Source organism: Pedobacter sp. AK013 (genome assembly GCF_014205835.1).
In the GTDB taxonomy this organism is placed as follows: domain Bacteria; phylum Bacteroidota; class Bacteroidia; order Sphingobacteriales; family Sphingobacteriaceae; genus Pedobacter.
The window spans coordinates 101,878-126,032 of sequence record NZ_JACHCQ010000008.1 but is presented as its reverse complement, the minus strand read 5'-3'; the positions used below and the strand labels follow the sequence as shown (position 1 = coordinate 126,032).

The window sequence follows — 24,155 nt, the reverse complement described above, 5'->3', positions numbered from 1 at the left end:
TTGGTTAGACTTAAATTAAAATCGGCCACGTAAAAGTATAAACTTTGTAACGCAGCCGTATTATTAAAATATATGATGAACAATTTTAAATATTAATATTTATCCGAAAGAAGTTTTTTGGAGATTAAACATTGCAATCGATGTCGGGAACGATTGCACAATAACAACTTGTCTAAAAATAAAAAAAGACTTAATCTTGTTATTACCCAAGGCCTCATGCTGATCATATAGCTATCTAATTGTTTCAGCACCTTGTAAACTATTACTAACCAAATATTAAAAAACATCATTGTAAAATGAAATATCTATTTAGTTCAATCCTTGTTTTAAGCCTTGGTATAAATACGTTTGCACAACTCGCTCCAAAAAGTGGATATATTTCTAAAGTTTGGGTTTCAGACTTAGGTAACGGAAACTATAAAAACCCAGTTATCAACGCTGATTATTCCGATCCCGATGCTATCCGTGTAGGAGATGATTTTTATATGATCGCTTCGAGTTTCGATGCTATACCTGGATTACCGATTCTGCATTCTAAAGATCTGGTCAACTGGAAAATAATTGGCCATGCTTTAAAACGTCAGCCTCCATTCGATCATTTCGAAAAAACCCAGCATGGCAATGGTGTTTGGGCACCTTCTATCCGTTATCGAAATGGCGAATTTTATATTTATTATCCAGATCCTGATTTTGGCATTTATTTAACCAAAGCAAAAACCATAACAGGAGAGTGGTCTGTACCAAAACTAGTGGTTGCAGGTAAAGGATTGATTGATCCTTGTCCATTTTGGGATGAAGATAACAAAGCATACCTGGCTTATGCCTATGCAGGGAGCCGCGCAGGAATAAAAAGTGTAATAGCCATTATGCCACTCACTAGTGATGGCTCAAAAACAACTGAAACAGGCAGGATTGTTTATGATGGCCATGAATTAGATCCAACCATTGAAGGGCCAAAATTCTATAAACGCAACGGTTATTACTATTTGTTTGCACCAGCCGGAGGCGTTTCTACAGGCTGGCAATTAATCTTAAGAAGTAAAAATATCTATGGACCTTATGAAAGGAGAGTAGTAATGGATCAAGGGAAATCTTCTGTAAATGGCCCTCACCAAGGTGCCTGGGTAAATACTCAAACAGGTGAGGATTGGTTTCTTCATTTTCAGGACAAAGACGCTTATGGCCGCGTAATTCATTTGCAGCCTATGAAATGGATTAATAACTGGCCTGTTATCGGTATTGATATAGATGGCGATGGTAAAGGAGAGCCTGTTATTACTTACAAAAAGCCAAATGTAGGTAGGGCTTATCCGATTGAAAACCCTGAAGAAAGTGATGAATTTGCCACAACAAAATTAGGCTTGCAGTGGCAATGGCAGGCAAATCCGCAACCAACCTGGTTATTTACCGATGCAGATAAAGGCCTATTAAAATTATACACTGCGAAAATCCCTGATGATGCCAAAAACCTTTGGGATGTTCCGAACCTGTTGATGCAGAAATTTCCTGCTGATGAATTTATGGTAACAACCAAACTTTTGTTTAAACCTAACCCAAAATTGGAAAATGAAAAAACGGGTTTGGTGGTAATGGGGAGAAGTTATGCGCAGGTTAGCATTAAAAGCAAAAAAGACGGATTTTACCTCATGTATGGCATTTGCCAAAGTGCCGATAAGGGAAAAACGGAAAATGAAAAGGAAATTATCAAACTAAAATCGGGATCGATATATTTTAGGGTTAAAGTTACCACTGGTGCAAAATGCCAGTTTAGTTACAGTGAAGATGGAAAAAACTTTATTAATATAGGAGATGAGTTTCAGGCAACAGCAGGACAATGGATCGGCGCAAAAATGGGAATATTTGCCACCAGAGATACCCAAACCAATGATTCAGGAATTGCCGAATACGATTGGTTCCGTGTACAACCATTAAAATAATAAAGATGAAAAACCACAAATACCTTATTGCAGCGTTTGGCACCATTTTATTAATGTCTTTCATCATCAAACCTAAACCCGTTAAAGTTTATTTGATCGGAGATTCTACGGTTGCAGATTATACTTTGGAGGAGGGATATATGCAGAAAAAGTATCCACTTACAGGTTGGGGGCAGGTTTTTCAACAATTCTTAAAAAAAGACAGCTTAAAAAAATTAAACAGGCTGATTAAAAGCGATAGTGCTTTGGTTATCGATAAGGCAAAAGGAGGAAGAAGCACCAGAACTTTTTTTGAAGAGGGAAGGTGGAAAGAAGTTTTATCAGCCTTAGTAAAGAATGACCTGGTATTGATCCAGTTTGGCCATAATGATGCCGCAAAAGACAAACCTGAACGTTATGTTGACATCCCGGGTTATAAAGATTTTTTAAGGATGTATGTGAAAGAAACAAGGGCGAGAGGTGCTGTACCTATCCTAATTACACCGGTTACCCGCAATTACCCTTGGAAAGATGGCAAACTAGGCAGTGCCCATGGTGAATATCCACAAGCGGTGAAAGATGTTGCGAAAGAATTAAATACCCCCATTATAGATCTAACCTCACTTTCAGCAGGTTTTTTCACTACAAAAGGGAATGAATTTGTAAGCAAACATTATTTTATGAATTTAGACTCAGCCAAATATGAGGCTTATCCGAAAGGCCAAAAAGATAACACGCACTTCCAACCAGAAGGTGCCAAAGCAGTTGCGCAGTTGGTTTATAACGAATTAAAAAACATTAACCGCAAAATGAATTAAAGAAACGGAAAGTGTGCGAGGTTATAATTCCTCTGAACTTTCCGGCAAGTGATCATACTCTCCTTTCCAGGCATAAAAGCCAAATATCATCAACCCCAAACTGATCGGGAGGAAAATAAAAAGGATAATTGCCCATTGCAGAATGGTATTGGTGCGTTCGATATCAGTATGGGTCAAGCCCACTTTATCTATGGCCTGGATAAACAAAAAAGTCATTGTTAATGGCCCCAAAACCATCCAAACCAATCCTAAAAATTTCTTTAACGTATTCATCTTCTTCGTATCTAGTCGTTAATATTTTCGTCTCTCTTATTCGATAAATAAATTGCACCAATAACCAGGCTCAATGCCGCTATACCTATCGGATACCATAGACCGGATAACGGTGTAGCGCCCGAAAAGCTTGCGATTAGTGTTGCAATAAATGGCACAAGTCCTCCAAAAACACCGTTGCCGATATGATAAGGCAGCGACATAGAGGTGTACCTAATCTTAGTAGGAAACAATTCCACGAGGAAAGCTGCAATTGGCCCATAAACCATCGTTACCAGCAAAATCTGGAAAAAAATTAAACCGACAAATTTCCAGAATACTGGCGTAGGCAAAACTTTATCTTTTACTACTTCTTTGCCTAAGAGAATTCCTTTGGTTGCAGAAACTGTATCAATTTGCACCTTGTTAAAAGATGCACCGCTTTTTAGGATTACTTTAGTAGAAACTGTTCGTAAGCTATCAGTTGAGTTCGCAATTAAAACAGAAGTTACCGGAGCTGGGCTAGCAGATAAAATATCAGTCTGCTCCACTTTTGTGTAATCGGTATCATCCAAAAACAGCTGATAGATTGGGCGATAGAATAGAATACCCAGAAGCATACCGCTCAGCATAATCCATTTTCGGCCAACTTTATCACTCCAGGCACCAAAAACCACAAAAAATGGTGTGGCAAAAGCAATTCCCCAAAGTAAAATATACCTCGAGTCGTTAAAATCCAATTTACAGGTATTTTCTAAAAATGATTGCGCATAAAACTGGCCCGTATACCAGATTACCCCTTGCCCCATAGTAGCGCCAAACAGTGCCAGAAGTACCATTTTAAAATTCGCCTTGTTGCTAAAGCTTTCTTTGAGTGGATTCTTTGAGACATTTCCCTCAGCCTTCAATTTAGAAAACATGGGCGATTCGTGCATTTTCATGCGGATATAAATCGAAACTACAACCAATACAATCGATAACAGAAAAGGGATTCTCCAGCCCCAATCGCCAAAGGTTTCTGCACCTAAAATATTCTTCGTAATTACGATAATCCCCAACGAAAGGAATAAACCCAGTGTTGCAGTGGTTTGGATCCAGCTGGTAAAAAAACCACGTTTGTTTTTTGGCGCATGTTCTGCCACATAGGTTGCAGCACCACCATATTCACCGCCCAAAGCCAAACCCTGTATTAACCTTAATACTAAAACTAAAATTGGGGCAGCATAGCCGATACTTTTATAAGAAGGGATTAAACCGATAAAAAATGTCGATCCACCCATCAACACCAAAGTGAGCAAGAAAGTATATTTTCGGCCGATTAAATCGCCAAGTCTACCAAAAACCAACGCACCAAACGGACGAACAATAAAACCTGCTGCAAAAATTGCCAAAGTGTTGATCAAGGCCGATGCACCCGCATCTTCTGGAAACAGCTGATGGCCAATGATAACCGCAAGGCTACCAAAAATGTAAAAATCATACCATTCAATCAGTGTGCCTAACGATGATGCACCGATTACTTTAAAGATATTGTTCTTGGGTAAATTGTCGCTCATAAGTAATTAAGAATATTTGGTTTCCCAAGATAAACATTTGAATGACAATTGGCAACCTGTACTGTCTGCCATTTAATTTGTTACATGAGCAAACATTTCGGCTTTAGTTTTGTATTTTCATCCGTAACGAATTTATTTTTCATCAGATAATATGCTTTTAATACAAAACATTAGATTAAGTAGAATTTTAAGAAATACGTGGCACGTTGATCTGATCATGATTGCCTCTTGTACGGCAGCTTACTTTGTACGCGAGTATTTAATTGCGCATCATTTTTCCATTCCATCTATTATTCCAACGGTTTTAGGTACAGCCATTGCCTTTTTTATTGGTTTTAATAATAACCAGGCTTATGATAGATGGTGGGAGGCCCGGAAAATATGGGGAGCCTTAGTAAATGATTCACGCTCCTTTGCAAGGGCTTTGATTAATTATGTTGATAAGGATGAAGAAAGCGTAAAACGCATGATTTACAGGCACATTGCTTTCTTGTATGCATTAAAAGCGAATTTAAGAAACACTGTAGATGAAATTTATACCAAATACTTACCCGGAGCAGATTTAAAAGAAATAGAAAAACATAACAATAAGCATAATGCCCTTTTAAATATTCAGTCAAGAGATTTACAGAAGTTATCAAAATCAAATACAATTGATGGCTTCCGTTTTATCGAGATCAATGAGATGCTTACACGGTTTTCCGATTCTATGGGCATGAGCGAGCGCATTAAAAATACCATATTCCCAACCACCTATACATATTTAACTAAAGTGTTTATCTGGTTGTTTGTGGTAACATTTACACTGGTAATTAGTCAGGATGCAGGGCCGGCAGCCATATTTTTGGGCTGGTTAATTGGTTTCGTATTTGTATCTACACAGATTAACGGAATGAGCCTGGTTAACCCTTTCGAAAACAACTCGGCAGGCGTCCCGCTTAACCAGATCACCAGAACAATAGAGATCAATCTTTTGCAGATGCTCGAAGAAGTCGAAATTCCCGAACCCGTTAAACCCATAAATGACGAATATGTTCTTTAAGCTTTAGATTTCTTCCCTATAAATATGAAGAAGAGAGATAAAAGCCAGAAGATAAACATTATCACAACCATATTCAGAATGGCCATTGGGTAGCCTAATTGTACTACATCTATAAATGGATAGGGATATTTATGAATCAGATACCCCCTAACAACAATAAATATCACGTAAAGAAACGGATAAGTTAGCCAACTGACGGCCTGTTTATATTGTAGCGTTGATTTTTAACGAAGAAAACCCAGAAAAACAAAAAAATCAAAGGGTTAAGTACATGCAGAAGTTCATCGGCCAATCTGGCCCAACCAATAGGTGATAACAAGCCACGTAGCATGATGTTGTAAATTAGGCCTACCACTACAATGTAGATCATTATGGCCGTTAAAGTAGATGCCCGGGTAAATAAACTTCGTGATTCACCTTGTGAAATAAAAGATAAACGGGTAAAACAAATGGCAACGATAATATTGGTTAGTACAGTAAAGTAAGATAAAAACGCTTTAATTGTTGTAAGATAATCCTTGTTTAAGAGCTGTAAGCTTACATGGAACTGCAGCGCTAAGGAAAACCATACAACAATTGCAGCACAAATAACAAAAGGCCTGAAATTTTCTTTTAAATCCATAGCAATAAGATCGAGGTGAGACAAAAAAATCCCATCTTAAACTAAGGTAAGTATTTAATATGCTAAGTTAGAAATGATAGATGCCACCATTAGTTAATTTTCCAAAACTGCCATTAACTTCTCTTCAAAAAGCATCGACTTAGCTTTGAACTGTGGGTCAGAAAAGGAAATATTGGCTGTGGCATAAACAATCTTTCCATTTTTCCCAACCAATATATTCGATGGAAAACCGTGATTAATATTTAGTTTTCTTATCTCGTCTTTGCTCAAAGATATAATTTCGTATTTATATCCGTTCCGTTTTTGAAAACGCTTGGCACTAACTGGGCTATCGTGGGTTATACCGATAAACCTTACAGCCTTTTTGCCATATTTAGTCACCAAATTATTTAATTCGGGCATTTCGGCAATACAAGGCGGGCATTTTTCGAACCAAAAATTAATCACTACTATCTGGTTTCTTAAATCAGTACTGGAAAATGGCTTTTTATTAATGGTTAGTCCCTTAAACCCGGGAAGATCTTTTCCTGATAAGTCTTCGAAAAAAGTTTCCTGTGTAGCCCATTTAACCGGGGCATCTTGCGCAAATGCTGTAAAAGAAAAAACAGAGAACAACAGAATAAGGTAAGTTTTCATTAGCGCTAAATATAAAAAAAGTCCTACTAATTCGGCAGGACTTCAGAGTTTGATAAATTTACTTATTTTATCTTTTTACTCAGGTAATCAATTGCAGCATTCAAGGTTACATCCTTATTTACCATAAAATCTTTCACCGTTGGAATTATTTCGATATCAGGTTTTACACCATTGCCCACAAATTCACGCCCATCTGGATAGGTATCCTTTTTGGTACAAACCCTTGCACTTCCACCACCAGGCAGATCAAACAAGTATGGTTGTCCTGTACTTCCAAAAGAATTTCTACCAATTTTGGTCATATGCTTTTGGTTATCCGCGTAAATCAAAAAGTCTTCAGCTGCCGAGGCTGTATTGTGACCAATTAATAAAACTGTAGGAACTACGATGCGCTTTTCCGAAAGTTGATTTTTCAACGGACGGTAATCTAAATTGTAAAAATAGTTATCCTCATAGGTTAGGAGTGCCTTTTTGTCCCATTCGCTATTTGCTGTATCTTTTGCCGAGGTATATTTCCCCCAAGCCTTAAAAGCCGAGGTTAATTGTCGGGTAGAATAGCGGGAGCCATAAAGTAGGCTATCATTGGTTAGGTATTTTAAGATGTAACTTCCAATGCCTGTGTTTCCTCCTCCGTTATTTCTTAAATCAATTATTATTGATTTTGCCTGATATAATTCTGGCAGTTTAGCGATAAAAAGAGAATCTATTTTTTGATCTTCAAACGAATTCAGTGCAACATAAGCTACCTTATTAGGGTACCATTTAAAATCCAGCAGGGATAATTCTGCGGGGAACGCAGGAAAAACCTCCTTTTCTTCTGTACGCTGATGGGTGAGTTTTAAGGTCAAAATCTGTCCCTTTGGTTTTCTGATTTTGATTTCGAATTCACTTCCTTCAAGTCCCTGTAGCAATTTACTTATGCTCCAGTCTTGTAAAACATAATCGGTTGATGAAGATATGTATGGAGAAACATCCTCAGCTATATATTTGGTGGTTGGTTTTCCATTCACCTCTATAACCTCGCTTCCAACAGGGATTTCATCCTTTTTGCTGAGATTAACCCGCGTGATAATCGCTTTGTTTTCTACATTTTCGATAAAGAAGCGATAATTGCCAAACATTGTATTCATTGGTTCAAAATCTTTACCACTTGGCATGTAAATATTTGTATGCCCATCTTTTAGCATTGCACAGAACCGCTGCATTTCACGGTAGTAATCGTAATCTGTTTTGGTTTCCGGAATGGAGGTAATCAGCGCTTTATAAGTGCTGTCCCATTTAACACGGTCAACTTTGTTTAAATAAACAAAATTGTAATTTACTTCCTGCCAAAATTTGGACAAACCATAAATTTTATCTGCTTTGGTTAATTTATTAGACTGAGCAAAAATCGCCATAGGCAAGAGCATTAATAAAAGAATCTTCTTCATATCATTTGTTTGTTTTTTTTATCTGACTTTAGGCCTCAATTTTTATACCATTGAGAGAAATCGCTTTGGCATTAAAAATTATAGCGTTTAAAAAAAGATGGTGTTCATAATCGGGCATCATATATCCGATATCGGACAATATAAAACAAAAAAGTCCTACCCACATGGCAGGACTTCAAGATTTGTTTGGTTTAGAAAATCTTATTTAAAGGTAACTGAACCGTATTCGGTTTTAATGGATACAGTTGCTGCACCACCATTACCTATTTTGCCAGCATATTTTTTAGTTTCATCGTCTTTACTTACCAGGCTTGATGTTACGTTCGAACCATATTTAAAGCCGGCGTACGAAGTAGAAACATTAAAATTGGCATTATAACGATCTGCAAAGCCCAATCCAATGCTTACATATTCGCCTCCGAATGTGAAGTTTTTACAAGCCGGGGTAATTTCGCTTACATTTAAACGGTTGTAATCCATTTTGATATTAGCATCGCCATTTAGTGCGCCTAAAGTAACATTCGAATATTCTGCATTAACGGCAATTTTACCTGCCGACGCAATATTTAAATCGCCATAAGCCTGTTTAGCAACCGTATTGCCTTTAACCGTATTGATGTTTACTTTAGCGTATTCTGAATTTAAAAGTAAGTTACCACCAATGGTCCCAATGGTTAATCCTTTACCATACTGTACTTTAATATCAGCAGATTTTCTGATCGTATTAATGTTTACAGCAACATATTCTGCATTAAGCTCTAAGGTACCAACAGCACCAATGGTTACAGGTCCGTTATATTCGTGCTTTACCACAGCAGCATTTAAGTCCTGAATATCGCATTTACCGTACTGAACATTAATGTAGTTATTGGTATTACTTAAGTTACCAGCTACAAGGTTACCATATTCTACTTTTAACGAGGTTGGCCCTGCGAAATTACCTATTTCTACATTACCATATTGCTGTAAAACAGTTAAGGGATTTACTGCTGGCATAAACACGGTATAGCTCACTTTTACTTCTCTCCTCCAGGTAGTTACGCCGTTTTTCATTCCACGTCCATAACGTCCGCTTCTGTCGCCCATATTAGTCTTGATAGAAACCACATCACCATTTTTAGTGGCATCGATATTCACCCCATCAATCAGTTTCTGTACATCGCTGTCTGAGTTGCTATAAGCCTTAATATCTATATCAACACGTACTTCTTTTTTATCCCAGGTTTTGATTACGATAGATCCATATTGGTTGTTTAAATTAACCTTATCGTTATTATCTACATTAAAACTCTTGCTAAAAGATTTCGAACGTTCGGCATCACTGCCTGCCTGCTTATACTTTAAAGTGTTAACCATCGCCAGTGTTGACGATTTCTCTACATTTTCTATTACTATTTTCTCTGATGGACTATTCACCACCCCTTCTTGTGCATTAGTTTTTACGGCAATTAAAGCCATAAAGGCTAAGAGTATTTTTATTGTTTTCATGTTGTTAATTGTTAAGCATTAAACAGCTTAAAACCTGCCGGCTGGCATAAGCGATTCAATGTAGTGAGCGTTTCCCCTCAAATTCTTTTCCCGAAAGCGCGTAATTTCAATTTTTTGTATTGCGTTCAAGCTTTAGTCTTTAAGCTTTTCTAAATCTGGTTAACTCTTTTGTAATCGTCAACCTGATTAATAATCAATAATTGTTGTTTTAATAATTGCAATTGTATTTCACGGTTTTTTACCATAGCCTTTACCACAAAAGTTTGGTTTGGCGAGGTTGGTAGCTCTGCTTTTAATCTTTCGTAATCTTCGTCAAGCTTTTTCAGATCAGCAGTAAATTTTTTATACAATTCTGGATTTGCAGAAGCGAAAATGGCCAAACTATCTCTTTTTTCGGTAATTAAACCAGCAAAATGAACCTCTTTCTTTGCATACGAGGCACTAACGTCGGCTATTTCTAAATCTTTGTTTTGTAACCTTCCTGCGTATAACCAAACTAAACCGAAAACTACTACGATAGCCGCCGCTGCACTCACCCATAAATAAAGCTTTACAGGCTTTTTTTTCTTCTTGTTGTCTAATTCCTGTTCAATCTTTGCCCAAAGCCCTGCCGATGGTTCCATTACATCGAAATCTTTACGGTTTTGCTTAACAAAGGTTTCTAATCTATTATTCATCTCTCATCCCTTTCTGTTCTAAAATACTTTTTAATTTCTTTTTCGCCCTCATATATTGCGTGCGACTGGTATTTTCACTAATTTTTAAAATATGTGCAATCTCTTCATGGTCGTAACCCTCTAACAGGTATAAACTCAACACTACTCTATAGCCATCTGGCAATTCAGTAATGGCAGCCCTAATTTCATCAGCTTGCAACCGTACTTCACTGTCATCAAAACTATCCTCATCAGGCACTTCCGATATTTCATCGGTACTTACAAACTCCATCTTACGTTTACGCAAATAATTGATGGATTTGTTGATCACAATTTGCTTTAACCAAAGCCCGAAAGTGGTTTCCTGCCTAAAATCTACAATTCTGGTAAACGCATCCAGAAAAGCTTCCTGTAAAACATCTTCTGCCTCTTCTTCGTAATTTAAAATGCGCAGCGCCACATTATACATAGCCTTTGCATACAATTTGTACAATTCAAACTGTGCTGCGCGGCTGCCCTGCATGCATTTTTTTACTAGCTCTAGGTTTTTATCGATGTATACGGCTTCCAAAATTTCGAATATTCTGATTATAAGACATAAGGGATTTTAAAACGTTGCATCAAGGTAGAAAAAAAGTTTAAAATATATTAACACAATATTAAGGTGAGGACTGAGTATAGCTTTTTACACACAGAAACGTAGCATAAAACAATCTCTTCATTCCCTAAAGAAGTGTTTTACAATGAATAGGAAATGACCGGTTTAGTGTCTCTGGCATTTTTAGCCAGGCAGGTGCAAGGAACCCAAATCTTTCATCCGCCAATAATAAAGATAGACTATTGTAAACAAACCTTTGTTAACTAAACCCGACAGCAGCGAACACGCAGTGAAACGAAGTAAAGCGAAGTAAAGCGAATGGCGGGGCTGCAGAACCCATGAAATACTGCACTTTCATTTCCAAAAAATAGACCGATTTATTAATAGGTAATAGGAAATGAACGGTTCTGTGCTTTTGGCAATTTCAGCCCCGCTTTTTGGTACGAGTTCCGATGCTAATTTAGTGCCTATTTATCGGTAAAGGATCGGAAGCCCTTCCCGACGGGTTTATTTTACCCAGGCCAGTGTAGGGAACTCAAATCTTTCATCCGCCAATGTAAACGGGCATCGAAAACAGACCTTAGTTAATAAACCCGACAACAGCGGGCATCCCGATTTAAGCACTATCTTGTTTTGTCTTTTATTGTGTGCTTGCTTGTTTCACAGGTTTCATCGGGATAAAGCTAATGGCGGGACGATAGCACCTATGAAATGCTGAGCTTTCATTTCCAAAAAAATAAAAATAATTATAGGTAATAGGAAATGAGCGGTTCTGTGCTTTTGGCAATTTCAGCCCCGCTTTTGGTACGAGTTCCGATGAAAGGTCGGAAGCTCTTCCCGACAATCGGGTTTATTTAACCCAAGATAGTGCAAGGAACTCAAATCTTTCATCCGCCAATGTAAACGGGGCATTGTAAACAAACCTTTGTTAACTAAACCCGACAGCAGCGAACACGCAGTGAAACGAAGTAAAGCGAATGGCGGGGCTGCAGAACCCATGAAATACTGCACTTTCATTTCCAAAAAATAGACCGATTTATTAATAGGTAATAGGAAATGAACGGTTCTGTGCTTTTGGCAATTTCAGCCCCGCTTTTTGGTACGAGTTCCGATGCTAATTTAGTGCCGATTTATCGGTAAAGGATCGGAAGCCCTTCCCGACGGGTTTATTTTACCCAGGCCAGTGTAGGGAACTCAAATTTTTCATCCGCCAATGTAAACGGACATCGAAAACAGACCTTAGTTAATAAACCCGACAACAGCGGGCATCCCGATTTAAGCACTATCTTGTTTTGTCTTTTATTGTGTGCTTGCTTGTTTCACAGGTTTCATCGGGATAAAGCTAATGGCGGGACTAAAGCTCCTATGAAACGTTGCACTTTCATTTCCTAAAAAAACATTTTACGTATTGATTGGAAACGACCGCTTCTGTACTTTTGCCATTTGTGGAAAATCAGCTGACGGATCATCATTAATTTGAAAACCCTGATACAAACCATTAACTTCATGCCATGGAAACCGATTTAATTCTTTCAGCAATAAATGAAATACACAAAAAAGCAGATCAGGCTTTAGAAAGTAAAGATGTAACAGCCTACACCGAGATGTTTGTTGATGGCTTAAGTTATACGCCAGCAGAGGGGCCCACGCTCAGTAAACGCGATTATGTGCTCGACTTAAAAAAACACTTCGGTAACCTTAAAGAAGTCCATACCAGTTATTACCGCATCAAGTACTCCTTTGAAGATGAGATTTTTACCGAAAAAATAGCCCGGAAATCGGTTATCCTAAAACCCAAACTACTTATTTTTTCGAAAAAACAAACCATCCAAACCGAAGAAATTTATCATTGGAAAAATATTAACGGAGAGTGGAAGGTTACTGCTGTAGAAATTACCTTGGAAGAGAAGTATTAAAGGTCTCTTTGGAAGATAAGAATATTAAAGCTATACTGTTTACTTGTAGTCTTCCTAACAAGTTGCAATAATAGATCTACCTCAGAAAAAATCAATCTGTTAGACACGGTTTCATTTGAACAGCTCTCAAAAATTTCATGTGAGTACCTTAAAAAACAATAAACCTACTGCCAGAATAAATAAAAATTGGCCAATATGAACGATGGGATTACGATCAATTAACGGGTAAACTCGTATTTAGCGATAAAGGGGTACAGAAAGTTATTATTGACTATGAAGAAGTTGGATCAGTATCACTAAAATCAAACACATGGTTGTGGGCTTGGGGCAATTCCTCAATAGAAGAAAATGTAAAAAAAGAAATAACAAGGGTTAGAACTTATGGTATTAAAAGAGGTTTTGAAAATCTTTTAACTGCCAAATGGCCTGCTGGTATAATGGATGGTTGGGATATGGCCGCAATTTCAGCATATATTTTAAAGGCTAAAGGTGTTTATCGCATTCCTAGCAACGACAATAAACTGTTTTCATTTATGCTTTTCAAAAAGATCACCCTTGTAGATTCTTTATCCAAAAAGAAATCACAATTATAAGTGTTTCCGTTTAATAGAAAAAACATAAAATCTTCTACTCTAAAGTTTAAAACAAAATCGGTATTTTTGCCGCTCAATTTAGATTATATATATGTTAAGAACAGTAACTTGTGGTGCATTAAACCTAAATAACTTAGGCGAAAGTGTTACGCTATGTGGTTGGGTACAAAAATCAAGAGATTTAGGCGGTATGACTTTTATCGACATCCGCGACCGTTATGGTATTACTCAGTTGGTTTTTAACATGGACGATAATAAAGCGCTTTGCGAAACTGCACGTACTTTAGGCCGTGAGTTTGTAATTAAAGCGATTGGTACCGTTGTAGAAAGAAGCAATAAAAACCCAAAAATGTCTACCGGGGATGTGGAGATTAAAGTTTCTGCTTTAGAAATTTTAAATGCTGCAAAATTACCTCCGTTTATGATCGATGATGAAACAGATGGTGGTGATGAGCTGCGCATGAAATACCGCTATTTAGATTTACGCCGTAACCCGGTTCGCAACAACCTGGTTTTACGCCATAAAATGGCACAATCGGTTCGCCGTTATTTAGATGCTTTAGATTTTATCGAAGTAGAAACACCTGTTTTAATTAAATCTACACCAGAAGGAGCAAGAGATTTCGTGGTGCCTAGCCGCATGAACGAAGGCGAGTTTTACGCCTTACCGCAGTCGCCGCAAACCTTTAAACAATTATTGATGGTTTCGGGTTTCGACCGCTATTTCCAGATTGTAAAATGTTTTAGGGATGAAGATTTAAGAGCCGACCGTCAGCCTGAATTTACCCAGATTGATTGCGAAATGTCGTTCATTGAGCAGGAAGATATTTTAAATACTTTTGAAGGTCTCATCCGTACTTTATTTAAAGAAGTACGCAATTACGACTTACCAGAAGTACCACGTATGCAATATGCAGATGCGATGCGTTTATACGGTTCTGATAAACCTGACACCCGTTTTGCGATGCAGTTTGTAGAACTTAACCACTTGGTAAAAGGTAAAGGCTTTCCGGTTTTCGATCAAGCAGAATTGGTAGTGGGTATCAATGCAAAAGGCGCCGCAGGCTATACACGGAAGCAATTAGATGAGCTAACGGATTTTATCAAACGTCCACAGATTGGCGCTACAGGTTTAATTTATGCCCGTCATAACGATGATGACACCATTAAATCTTCAGTAGATAAATTCTTCAACGAAGAAGATCTTAAACAATGGAGCGAGGCTTTCGGAACAGAAAAAGGTGATTTATTATTGATTTTAGCCGGTTCTACCGATAAAGTACGTAAACAGTTAAACGAGCTTCGTTTAGAAATGGGTAACCGTTTGGGGCTACGTGATAAAAATACATTTTCGGCCCTTTGGGTATTGGATTTCCCACTTTTAGAGTGGGATGAAGAAACTGAACGCTACCATGCGATGCACCACCCATTCACTTCGCCAAAACCAGAAGACATTGCTTTATTGGATACTAAACCCGGCGAAGTACGTGCGAATGCTTACGATTTAGTAATCAACGGCACCGAGGTTGGCGGCGGATCGATCCGTATCCACGATAGGGCATTGCAGGCTTTAATGTTTAAACATTTAGGTTTCAGTGCAGAAGAAGCACAGAAACAATTTGGCTTTTTGATGGATGCTTTCGAGTTTGGTGCACCTCCACATGGTGGTATTGCCTTTGGGTTCGATCGTTTAACCTCAATTTTCGCAGGTTTAGATTCTATCCGTGATGTGATTGCTTTCCCTAAAAATAATTCGGGCAGGGATGTAATGATCGATAGTCCAAGCACTATTGATGAGAAGCAATTGAAAGAATTGAAGATTAAGACAGATTTATAAAACCTAATTTAATCGAAGTAAATACCTTTATCCTCCGGTGAATCGGCCATATTCACCGGAGGATTTTTATTTAAGGCTTACATATCTTGATGATGGTAACGGGATTAGGTTTAAAACGAGTATTAATGGTAGCAAAAAACGCTGACAAAAACATCTGGATCACAAAAAGTTTACTGCTTTTAATTCATTAAGATGTAACAATAAACCTGGATTGCCCGAACAAAGTTATATCGTTGTAGACCATGATTTTAGCGCTGTTTAGGTAATCGTTAATCCTTGTATAATATTTCTTATTAAAGTATATATAAACTGATAGAAAAGTTTATATTTATAACAATTTTGTTATTGTAAATATCGTCTAACATTAAACCTCTACGCTAATGCGATTACTTAACGCCCTCACCATTGCTGTAACCATTTTGGTTACACAAAAAACTTTTGCCCAGCTGCAGCCTCAATTTCCAATCAGCATGCCAAGTGCTAATGCGTCAAACCTGGGTATGTATATGGAAGTACCAGTTTCAAAATATACCGGTATACCATCTATATCTATTCCATTGTATACAATATCTGATGGTAGCTTAAAATTACCTGTAGAATTAAGCTATCATGCAGGCGGAGTTAAAGTAGATAATCATCCGGGCTGGGTAGGTCTCGGCTGGTCCTTGCGGGCAGGTGGATGTATCACTCGAATCGTTAGAGGTCTGGAAGATGAACTTGAATCAGACCTAGGCGGCTTTTACGATAACTACGCTTCCAAAGCCGATGCAGATTGGTACACACCAGATAAACTCAAGGCAACAGCAGATAACAATATGGATGCTTCACCTGATGAGTTCTCTTTTAGCGCAGGGGGAATCTCAGGAACATTCTTATTAGACCATCAAAAAAACTGGCAAGTAAGGTGTGATCGTGATGTAAAAGTAATTTTCAATAGTGCTGATTTTATCTCACCATTTGTAACTTCAGCACCACCTAACACGAATGGAATCAGCAATTATCACCGGAACTTTGGTAAGTTTACACTGATTACAGGAGATGGCACCAAATATATATTCGGCGGCACTAACGATGCTATAGATTATAGCCTGGATTTTTTCAGCCAGAATTCAACTCAATGGACAGCAACTTCCTGGTATTTAACACAGGTGATCTCTGCAGATGGAAAACACAACATCAATCTGACCTATGAAAGAGACCAATATACAAATGTATTGTATTGGAGTAAATTCCAGAACTATTCTAATATCGAGCTTCCCAATAACCAGGTATGTACATCAGCGGCTATAACAGACCGAACATCTGCCTCACTTAGCGGTAATCTTATCGCACCGGTCTACCTGAAATCTATAGAAACTACCGATGAGTCTTTACAATTTGACCGCTCCACAACAACGGAACTCCGGTATTCCAATGCTATTTATGGTTCTACTTATGCAGTTTATGATAAAGTGAGGTCAAATAGTGCCGCATCCCAACAACAAACATTTCAAACTGATTCAGAAAGACAGGCAAGCATAGATACTACACTTTACAAGTTTATGCCTTACCTGAGACAAAATGGCCTAACAGCCTACCCTGGCATTTTGAATAACCTGCAATGGAAAAAACTCGATAAGTTCACACTGAAGGATAAATACAATAATCAGGTGATCAAACAATTCAGCTTCAATTATACCAACGACAACGACAAACGGCTTACTTTACTTTCTTTAAAGGAAAGTAACCCCTCCGCAAGTATTGCAGATACACTTCCACCTTACCGTTTTTATTATGAGGATACTTATCCACTAGGCAATTACCTGTCCAAATATGTAGATGACTGGGGTTACCGTACAAGTCCTTCGTCTGTTTCTGATGACATTGGCTCACCGCGTCTTGTAGATCCTGCTTATTGTACAACCGCTACTTTAAGGCGGATCGTTTACCCAACCGGTGGGTACAAACTCTTCTTTTTTGAATCTAATAGCTATTCTTCAACAGTTAATGATGCCAATAAATCTTTGCAAAGCAAAAACAGAATAGGAGGCGGCCTTCGGGTTAAGTCGATATTCGACTACGATCCTTTATCTAAAAAGGTAAAAGGTGTTAAGTATTATTACCTTAAAAACTTTACTTCACCAAACCAATTGGTTAAACTGTCCAGCGGTATAATAAAAAATGAACCGGAACACTACCGGACTTTTACTGATGCCTTACCAAGCGGTGAAATATTCAAATCTTCATTAAAATCACAAAATTCTGTTATTCCAATGAGCGAAAACGCAGAAGGAAGTCCGATTGGCTACTCGGAAGTTGCTGAAGTTTATGCAGATAACAGCTATATGTTAAGCAAATATACCAACTATGATGACGGACATCTTGATGAAAATGTGCTGGGCACACTTTTTTACCAAAAAAGCCTAACCAATAACTTTTCATCGCTTGCTCTGGAAAGAGGTAAGCTGAAGTATTCGGCCTTATTCAACAGTAATGGTACCAAGTTAAAATCAACCACCATCACTTACCAGCCTTTGCGGAATAACAAGACTTATATAAGGCAAAGTGATTCAAAAAAATACCAGGTCTGCAATTACGGCGTTGCGAATGCTTCTCTTAGCGGCCCATACGTATACGAAGGCGGCTCCTATAAATTTTACACCTATCCCTATGTGCCTATAACCGCTGTTGACAGTTTGTTTGACGGCACGGCGCCTGTGGTAAAGACGGTTAATTATTATTACGATAATCCGTTGAACAAGCTGCTTACCCGCACAGAGGTAACCAAAACGGATGGCAAAAAGACCACTGACCTAACTTTATATCCGCAGGATTACCTGTCAGGAACAGGTTTTATTGATCAGATGCTGGCAAATAATATTGTGGAAGAACCAATTGAGAATGTCCGGTATGTAACTGACCCTACTACTGGTGGCACCCGGATCATTTCCGGTAAGATCCAGACATACGATTTAACCAATCCGTTACTTAAAGTTGCTGATTTCCAACTGGAGAGCCTTACAGCTTTAGAGCTTGCCAATTTCAAATTCTCTGGCAGTACACAGGGCTCATTGCCCTACAATACAGGAAAGGGTTCTTTCAGCATGGACCAGCACTACAAAAACATTGCAAACTACACGTACAACCAGACTTACGCCAACCTCATACAAAGTGATGTGACTAACGGTACCTCAAGTTCGGTCATCTGGGGATATAACAACCAGTTACCAGTAGCTAAAGTTATCAATGCCGCCGCTTCCGAAATTTATTTCAACAGTTTCGAAGAAGATGTCTCGAACATATCCAATGACAGTAAAACAGGATTCAAGAGCAAATTGCTGAATGGAAGCACTTATACATTGCCTGTTATGCCCGGTTTAAGTGGTGGCAGAAAATATCTACTGAGCTTCTGGTATAAAAATTCAGGCGGTAGCTGGACTTATAGCGCGACGTCCTATGGTACACTTCCCTCATCAATCGGTGGTTATCAGCTGATAGACGAACTGAGAATCTACCCTGAAACTGCAAAAATGGTGACCACCTCTTATGTTTCCTCCCGTGGACAGCTATCTGCGGAGACAGATGCAGCAAGCCGATCTAAAAGCTATGAATATGATGCAATGTTAAGACTTAAAACCATTCGTGATGATAAGAAAAACATCCTGGAACAGTATGGTTATAACTTTGCGCCAGTAACGACTAATCCCGAGATCTTTTACTATAATATAGTTAAAACAGCTAGCTTCCAGAAAAATAGTTGCGCTAACGGAACGGGAACAATAGTTCCTTACGCAGTTGGTGCTGGGAGCTATGTGTCTGCAATATCTCAATCAGATGCAGATAACCAGGCCCAGAATGAAGTTTCGGCCAACGGACAGGCTAATGCAAACCTATTGGGCCAGTGCGTGTATTATAACATAGCTCAGCAGGGCACTTTTTATAAATCAGACTGTGTTTCTCCGCAGGTCGCTGCTCCTTTTTTGGTTTCAGTAGCGGCCGGAAAATATAGCTCAGAGATTTCTCAGGCCGATGCCGATGCACAAGCGGCCAGTTATATCAGTACCCAGGGGGCAGCGGTTAATGCTTTGGGAAGCTGCTATCTGCCTACCATTACCGTTAGTGTGGCCAATAATCAGAATACAACCAGTACGATTCAAGTGAAGTTTACCAAAACAGGCACCCCCACTAGTTATTCAACTGCAGCCATAGCTAAAGGGGCTTCGGGCAGCTTCAGCATTCCTCCCGGGCAATACAACATCACAGTAACTACAACAGGGCCTATCGGAAGTATCCGGTTGTATCGCAATAACAATTTTCAGAGCTGCAACCCTTCTTCGTGGGGAACGATTACCGTAGGAAGCTTCGGAAACGAAAACCTAAACTTTATGATGACCAGCGATACTTGTTCTACTGCGCCTCCACTAGATTAACTGCTATAACTAGTAAAACCGTAATCCCTCTATCTGTTAACCTCAAAGACCTCAGATCAGTCATGATTAACCTCCAACTAAACAGAATCATTCAGGGCGTTTTTTTAGCGCTGTTCCTATTTTATCATACCACATCAAAAGCCCAGATTTTAGTAACCTCTCCGATGGAAAGCCCAGCGGAACCCGGCGAATATTACAGTCCCACAAGCATTACGCTAAAACCGGGCTTCAGCTTTACCTCGGCTGAGGGTCGCAGTCTGCGACTGTATATCAGCAGCTGTTTTCCACTGAACGGTACCCCTTCCACCGGCCAGAATTACATCCTCAAAAGCATACCAAGAGTAGCCATCAATGATCCGCTGTTACTGAACAACCGTACAGCTTGCGATCTGATGCAAACTGTACAATACCTTGACGGATTGGGTAGGCTGGCACAAACCATTCAGATAAAAGGAAGCCCTTCTGGCAGGGATATTGTACAACCGATCGTTTATGACCAGTTTGGCAGGCAGACAATGAAATATCTTCCCTATACTGCCGAAGCTACCAATAGTGATGGTAGCTACAAAGTAGCAGCACTGGCAGACCAAGCTTCTTTTTACAACAGTTCATCAGGAAGCACAACAGAAGGAAACCGGGTTGGCGGCGTCATACAAACCACATACCCCTACGCACAAACCGTATATGAAAATTCACCGCTCAGCAGGGTTGTAGAGCAAGGCAGTTACGGGCTAGCCTGGCAATCCACAGCTTCTCCCGATAACGATCATACCCTGAGGGCTTCATTTACCAGCAATGAGCAAACCAGCACCTTCAACACGTCCAATACCGGTAATAACCCGGGAAGCAGGCAAGCCGCCTATTACCAGGCTATTGTGAACCCCGATGGCAGTTATAGCCTGCTGAGAACAGGCAATACAGCGACATATGCGCCTGGATTGCTTACCGTAAGCATCCTAAAAAATGAAAACTGGAAACCTGGTGATGGCTGTTTTGGCACCACGGAAGAATATAAGGACAAGGAAGGAAATATCGTACTCACCCGGAGCTATAACATTAAAGGATCTACAGCTGAAATGCTAAGCACTTATTATGTATATGATGAGCGCAATCAACTGGCTTATGTACTGCCTCCCGGGGTGAATGCTGACGACCCCTCTCCGATATCAGCGGCATCGATTAACGCAATGGCCTATCAATATCGTTATGATGCACGGGGCAGACAGACCCAGAAGAAAGTACCGGGAAAAGGCTGGCAATATATGGTTTACAATAAGCTCGACCAATTGGTAGCGATGCAAGACTCGGTGCAACGGATGAAAAGCCCGCAGCAATGGACAGTTACCAAATACGACGCCCTGGGAAGAGCAGTGATGACTGGTATTTATGAGTATGGTACTACTCCTGGTAATAATTACCTTAATGATATCAAAAACGCCGCCGATGCGACAGGTGCCCTATGGGAAACCCCCGCAGCAACAGCCGATGGTTACAGTAATACCGCCTGGCCAACAGTAATGTCCAGCGTACTTAAAGTCACCTATTATGATAGTTATTCGGGCATCCCCGGACTGCCTCCTGTATACGACCTCCAGAACAATAATTTATACACCAGACAAACCATCGGTTTAGTTACGGCTACCAAAACCCTGGTGCTCAATACTTCAGATTATCTATGGACGGTAAATTATTATGATGATGAAGGAACTGTTCTACGCACATTTGCACAACATTACCTCGGGGGTAGTTCTAGTCTGAGTACATTTAACTATGATGATATTACGGTTGAATATAATTTCCTGAAACAGCCGACCTGGGTGCGTAAAAGGCATTACGTTGCTAACGGCGGCAGCTCGGCCAGCCTGAAACTCACCGCCAGCGACGTGTATACGTACGACCATATGGGCCGTAAATTGAGTACACAGGATACACTGACCAATGGAACAGATGCGGCGCAAGCGCCCATTATGATCAGTAAGATCGATTACAACGAGATTGGACAGCCCATCAAAAAAGGATTACATTCGCTAAACGGATCCTCTTTTCTGCAAAATGTAGATTACCGATACAATGCCAGGGGCTGGATAACACATATCAACAATCCGGCACTCAACAACGACGGCGACGTAACCAATGCCGATGGCAATGATCTTTTCGGGATGGAACTGAAATACGAAAATGCAACCAATGCGCAGTACAATGGCAATATTGGTTCGGCAAATTTCAAAACAGCTCCCTACTCTGGTATAGCTTATGATGCCCTGTTATTCAATTATGATCATGATAAATTGAACCGGCTTACGTCTACGGTATCCTCAAGTGCAAGCACCAATGATGGCTTTTATAACGAGAGCGTGAGCTACGATAGGATGGGAAACATCCTCAGCTTAAAGCGCTATGAAAAAAACGGGGCCTCACCAGTACTTATTGATGACCTAAGCTATAGTTACACGGGTCAACAGCATGACCGTATTGATGATGCAACAACAGAGGCAAGCGGCTTCACTGATGCTGTTAAACAGGCGGGCGAATATGCCTATGATGGAAACGGCAATGAGATCAAAGACCTGAATAAGGGATTGACCAATATTGCTTATAACCTGCTGGATCTTCCACAAACGGTAAGCAAATCAAATGGAAATACAGTATCCTATGTTTATGATGCGGATGGGAATAAACTCAGGAAGCTCTCCACTGGCAACGGGATTACCGCCATAAACGAATACATCAATGGGATACAATACGAATATACAGGCAGCACACCCACCATCAGCTTTATACAGACTGAAGAAGGCCGTGCCCGGAGATCAGGCGCTGTATATAAATACGAATACGACATTAAGGACCACCAGGGCAATACGCGGGTTACCTTTACCTGGGATCCTGCTGATGCCACCAATCAGCTAACCCCGACCATGCTGCAGCGAAATGATTATTATGCTTTTGGTTCTGCCATTGCAAGCCGCTCGGCTGTGAACAGTCCAAAAAATGAGTATCTTTATAATGGAAAAGAACTACAGGAAGAAACAGAATGGTACGATTACGCGGCAAGGCATTATGATCCTGTAATCGGCCGGTGGACAGGCGTGGATGCGCTTGGGGAAATCTCTTTGCAATGGTCGCCATATACTTACGGAAAGAATAATCCGGTAAGGTACATAGACCCAAGTGGTATGGCCGACAAAGACTCAAAGGGTGGTGATTCCGACGATGACATGGATGAGGGGATGTTTGGCTCCGGTCAGGACATGTTTGGACGCGACAAATATGACCGTGGGTCGGGAATGTATATACCATCTTTTGAAAGAGGGGATATTGACTGGTCAAATTTATCCCGGATCTATGCTTCACAATCCCGTCCACAGAGGATGGCGGGGGATGAAAATGCTAATAAGGTAGGGGATCCACATGCTGCTGAATTGGCAAAATACGGGAAAGTTCAAACGGCATTTAATATCACAGGTACAGCTTCTATGGGATGGGGGGGAACAATAGAATTTGGCTATGTCACCTCAAGTAAAAACTATGCTCAATATTACTATACTGTTTACTACACAAACACGGTAGCTCTCGGAGTGGGGTCAAGTCTCTCATGGGTATTTAGTAAAAAGGGAAAGAATACAACATTTTCTGATATCGCTGGACCGGTATATGCACTTTCAGGTGGTGCTTATTATGGTTCTCTTTCATATAGTCAGTCATCTACCTACCATACTCTAGGCCCAGGACTCAGTGCAAGTTATGGATTTAGATACTCTGCTTCAGGATCAATTGGATACACCTATCTAATAGGTGAACCAATTCTTATGGCACCAAAAAATGGAGAATTTACAAATAGTTATATTAGTAGATTTGGTTTGAATTGATTAAGAAGCACATTTTTTTTTATAATATGAATTTAAAATTTAAGATCCTTATGTATTCCAGATTGGATTTAAGAGATTTAAAATGTAATATTTTAAAAACATTAAGACGTCAGGGCTATATTATTACAGATGAGAAAGAAAAGACGATTTCCTTTAAGGTAGACAACTTCGCGATAGCCTCAACAATTACTAGCTATAAGCAAGTTGATGGTGGCATATTCAATATTTATAATTCGCAAGAAAATTATATGGTTGAATATACATATTTAGTTTCATTATTTGGCCCAATTTACTTAATATCGTTAGCAATTTTTTTGAGTTTAGTGGTAATCGGTAATTCCTATGGTCTATTATCGGTTGTGCCAGCGATATTACAATTTATGTTTAGAATATCTTCTTTGAAATCGACAAGTAAAGACTTGCTGTCAGAAATTCTATTAGAGTCAAACGTAGAGACTCAGAAAGAATGAGAGTTAGATTTTAAAATACCTGTATTATTTTCGGGTAAGATGATCTTCTG

General features: G+C 39.4%; 15 protein-coding genes and 1 pseudogene. 8 read left to right on the top strand and 8 right to left on the bottom strand.

The window, feature by feature from the left end:
• Positions 1 to 296: 296 nt before the first annotated feature.
• Both HDC90_RS07860 and HDC90_RS07855 read left to right on the top strand, forming a co-directional pair.
• On the top strand, positions 297 to 1,937 hold the full coding sequence (locus HDC90_RS07860; protein ID WP_184465412.1) for a glycoside hydrolase 43 family protein: 1,641 nt from the start codon (positions 297 to 299) through the stop codon (positions 1,935 to 1,937).
• Between the two features lie 5 nt (positions 1,938 to 1,942).
• Entirely contained in the window at positions 1,943 to 2,734 is a 792-nt protein-coding gene (locus HDC90_RS07855) for a rhamnogalacturonan acetylesterase (RefSeq protein WP_184465411.1), read from the top strand.
• Between the two features lie 21 nt (positions 2,735 to 2,755).
• Here HDC90_RS07855 and HDC90_RS07850 read toward each other — a convergent pair whose 3' ends face one another.
• Both HDC90_RS07850 and HDC90_RS07845 read right to left on the bottom strand, forming a co-directional pair.
• Positions 2,756 to 3,007: a DUF6814 family protein gene (locus HDC90_RS07850; RefSeq protein ID WP_090981022.1), complete on the bottom strand. Its 252-nt coding sequence runs from the start codon at positions 3,005 to 3,007 to the stop codon at positions 2,756 to 2,758.
• A gap of 11 nt (positions 3,008 to 3,018) precedes the next feature.
• The gene (locus tag HDC90_RS07845) at positions 3,019 to 4,542 is read right to left on the bottom strand and encodes an MFS transporter (RefSeq protein WP_184465410.1); all 1,524 of its coding nucleotides are present in this window, start codon (positions 4,540 to 4,542) and stop codon (positions 3,019 to 3,021) included.
• Positions 4,543 to 4,693: 151 nt separating this feature from the next.
• On the opposite strand from HDC90_RS07845, the gene HDC90_RS07840 reads away from it, so the two are divergent.
• Entirely contained in the window at positions 4,694 to 5,584 is an 891-nt protein-coding gene (locus HDC90_RS07840; RefSeq protein ID WP_184465409.1) for a bestrophin family protein, read from the top strand.
• On the opposite strand, the pseudogene HDC90_RS07830 reads toward HDC90_RS07840, so the two are convergent.
• The 6 genes and pseudogenes from HDC90_RS07830 to HDC90_RS07805 all read right to left on the bottom strand — a co-directional run bounded on the left by HDC90_RS07830 (position 5,581) and on the right by HDC90_RS07805 (position 10,939).
• Positions 5,581 to 6,206, bottom strand: a pseudogene (locus HDC90_RS07830) (Pr6Pr family membrane protein). The gene HDC90_RS07840 and the pseudogene HDC90_RS07830 sit on opposite strands and share 4 nt — an antisense overlap.
• Positions 6,207 to 6,299: 93 nt before the next feature.
• On the bottom strand, positions 6,300 to 6,842 hold the full coding sequence (locus tag HDC90_RS07825; RefSeq protein ID WP_184465407.1) for a TlpA disulfide reductase family protein: 543 nt from the start codon (positions 6,840 to 6,842) through the stop codon (positions 6,300 to 6,302).
• A 62-nt stretch (positions 6,843 to 6,904) separates the two neighbouring features.
• Positions 6,905 to 8,272, bottom strand: coding sequence for a S41 family peptidase (locus HDC90_RS07820; protein WP_184465406.1), 1,368 nt, complete (start codon positions 8,270 to 8,272; stop codon positions 6,905 to 6,907).
• A gap of 201 nt (positions 8,273 to 8,473) precedes the next feature.
• A complete protein-coding gene (locus HDC90_RS07815; protein WP_255497549.1) occupies positions 8,474 to 9,760 on the bottom strand; it encodes a hypothetical protein in 1,287 nt (428 codons plus the stop codon).
• A 149-nt stretch (positions 9,761 to 9,909) separates the two neighbouring features.
• Positions 9,910 to 10,437 carry a hypothetical protein gene (locus tag HDC90_RS07810; RefSeq protein WP_255497546.1) on the bottom strand — a complete coding sequence of 176 codons (528 nt, stop codon included), beginning with the start codon at positions 10,435 to 10,437 and terminating at the stop codon, positions 9,910 to 9,912.
• On the bottom strand, positions 10,430 to 10,939 hold the full coding sequence (locus tag HDC90_RS07805) for an RNA polymerase sigma factor (protein ID WP_370576582.1): 510 nt from the start codon (positions 10,937 to 10,939) through the stop codon (positions 10,430 to 10,432). Before HDC90_RS07805 ends, HDC90_RS07810 begins: the two co-directional genes overlap by 8 nt.
• A 1,586-nt stretch (positions 10,940 to 12,525) precedes the next feature.
• On the opposite strand from HDC90_RS07805, the gene HDC90_RS07800 reads away from it, so the two are divergent.
• The 5 genes from HDC90_RS07800 to HDC90_RS07780 all read left to right on the top strand — a co-directional run bounded on the left by HDC90_RS07800 (position 12,526) and on the right by HDC90_RS07780 (position 23,635).
• The gene (locus tag HDC90_RS07800) at positions 12,526 to 12,930 is read left to right on the top strand and encodes a hypothetical protein (protein WP_184465404.1); all 405 of its coding nucleotides are present in this window, start codon (positions 12,526 to 12,528) and stop codon (positions 12,928 to 12,930) included.
• 179 nt (positions 12,931 to 13,109) lie between these two features.
• Positions 13,110 to 13,523, top strand: a complete 414-nt coding sequence (locus HDC90_RS07795; RefSeq protein WP_370576584.1) for a DUF6882 domain-containing protein — start codon at positions 13,110 to 13,112, stop codon at positions 13,521 to 13,523.
• 91 nt (positions 13,524 to 13,614) lie between these two features.
• Entirely contained in the window at positions 13,615 to 15,360 is a 1,746-nt protein-coding gene (gene aspS / locus HDC90_RS07790) for an aspartate--tRNA ligase (RefSeq protein WP_184465402.1), read from the top strand.
• 380 nt (positions 15,361 to 15,740) lie between these two features.
• Positions 15,741 to 19,769, top strand: coding sequence for a DUF5977 domain-containing protein (locus tag HDC90_RS07785; protein ID WP_184465401.1), 4,029 nt, complete (start codon positions 15,741 to 15,743; stop codon positions 19,767 to 19,769).
• A gap of 62 nt (positions 19,770 to 19,831) precedes the next feature.
• A complete protein-coding gene (locus HDC90_RS07780; protein ID WP_184465400.1) occupies positions 19,832 to 23,635 on the top strand; it encodes a DUF6443 domain-containing protein in 3,804 nt (1,267 codons plus the stop codon).
• Positions 23,636 to 24,155 lie beyond the last annotated feature (520 nt).

Excerpts from the sequence above, each read along its gene's own strand:
- HDC90_RS07815 (WP_255497549.1), bottom strand. The coding sequence starts at position 9,760 with ATGAAAACAATAAAAATACTCTTAGCCTTTATGGCTTTAATTGCCGTA.
- HDC90_RS07800 (WP_184465404.1), top strand. The coding sequence starts at position 12,526 with ATGGAAACCGATTTAATTCTTTCAGCAATAAATGAAATACACAAAAAA.
- HDC90_RS07860 (WP_184465412.1), top strand. The coding sequence starts at position 297 with ATGAAATATCTATTTAGTTCAATCCTTGTTTTAAGCCTTGGTATAAAT.
- HDC90_RS07785 (WP_184465401.1), top strand. The coding sequence starts at position 15,741 with ATGCGATTACTTAACGCCCTCACCATTGCTGTAACCATTTTGGTTACA.
- HDC90_RS07850 (WP_090981022.1), bottom strand. The coding sequence starts at position 3,007 with ATGAATACGTTAAAGAAATTTTTAGGATTGGTTTGGATGGTTTTGGGG.
- HDC90_RS07805 (WP_370576582.1), bottom strand. The coding sequence starts at position 10,939 with ATGCAGGGCAGCCGCGCAGCACAGTTTGAATTGTACAAATTGTATGCA.
- HDC90_RS07820 (WP_184465406.1), bottom strand. The coding sequence starts at position 8,272 with ATGAAGAAGATTCTTTTATTAATGCTCTTGCCTATGGCGATTTTTGCT.
- HDC90_RS07840 (WP_184465409.1), top strand. The coding sequence starts at position 4,694 with ATGCTTTTAATACAAAACATTAGATTAAGTAGAATTTTAAGAAATACG.
- HDC90_RS07810 (WP_255497546.1), bottom strand. The coding sequence starts at position 10,437 with ATGAATAATAGATTAGAAACCTTTGTTAAGCAAAACCGTAAAGATTTC.
- HDC90_RS07780 (WP_184465400.1), top strand. The coding sequence starts at position 19,832 with ATGATTAACCTCCAACTAAACAGAATCATTCAGGGCGTTTTTTTAGCG.
- HDC90_RS07855 (WP_184465411.1), top strand. The coding sequence starts at position 1,943 with ATGAAAAACCACAAATACCTTATTGCAGCGTTTGGCACCATTTTATTA.
- aspS (WP_184465402.1), top strand. The coding sequence starts at position 13,615 with ATGTTAAGAACAGTAACTTGTGGTGCATTAAACCTAAATAACTTAGGC.
- HDC90_RS07845 (WP_184465410.1), bottom strand. The coding sequence starts at position 4,542 with ATGAGCGACAATTTACCCAAGAACAATATCTTTAAAGTAATCGGTGCA.
- HDC90_RS07825 (WP_184465407.1), bottom strand. The coding sequence starts at position 6,842 with ATGAAAACTTACCTTATTCTGTTGTTCTCTGTTTTTTCTTTTACAGCA.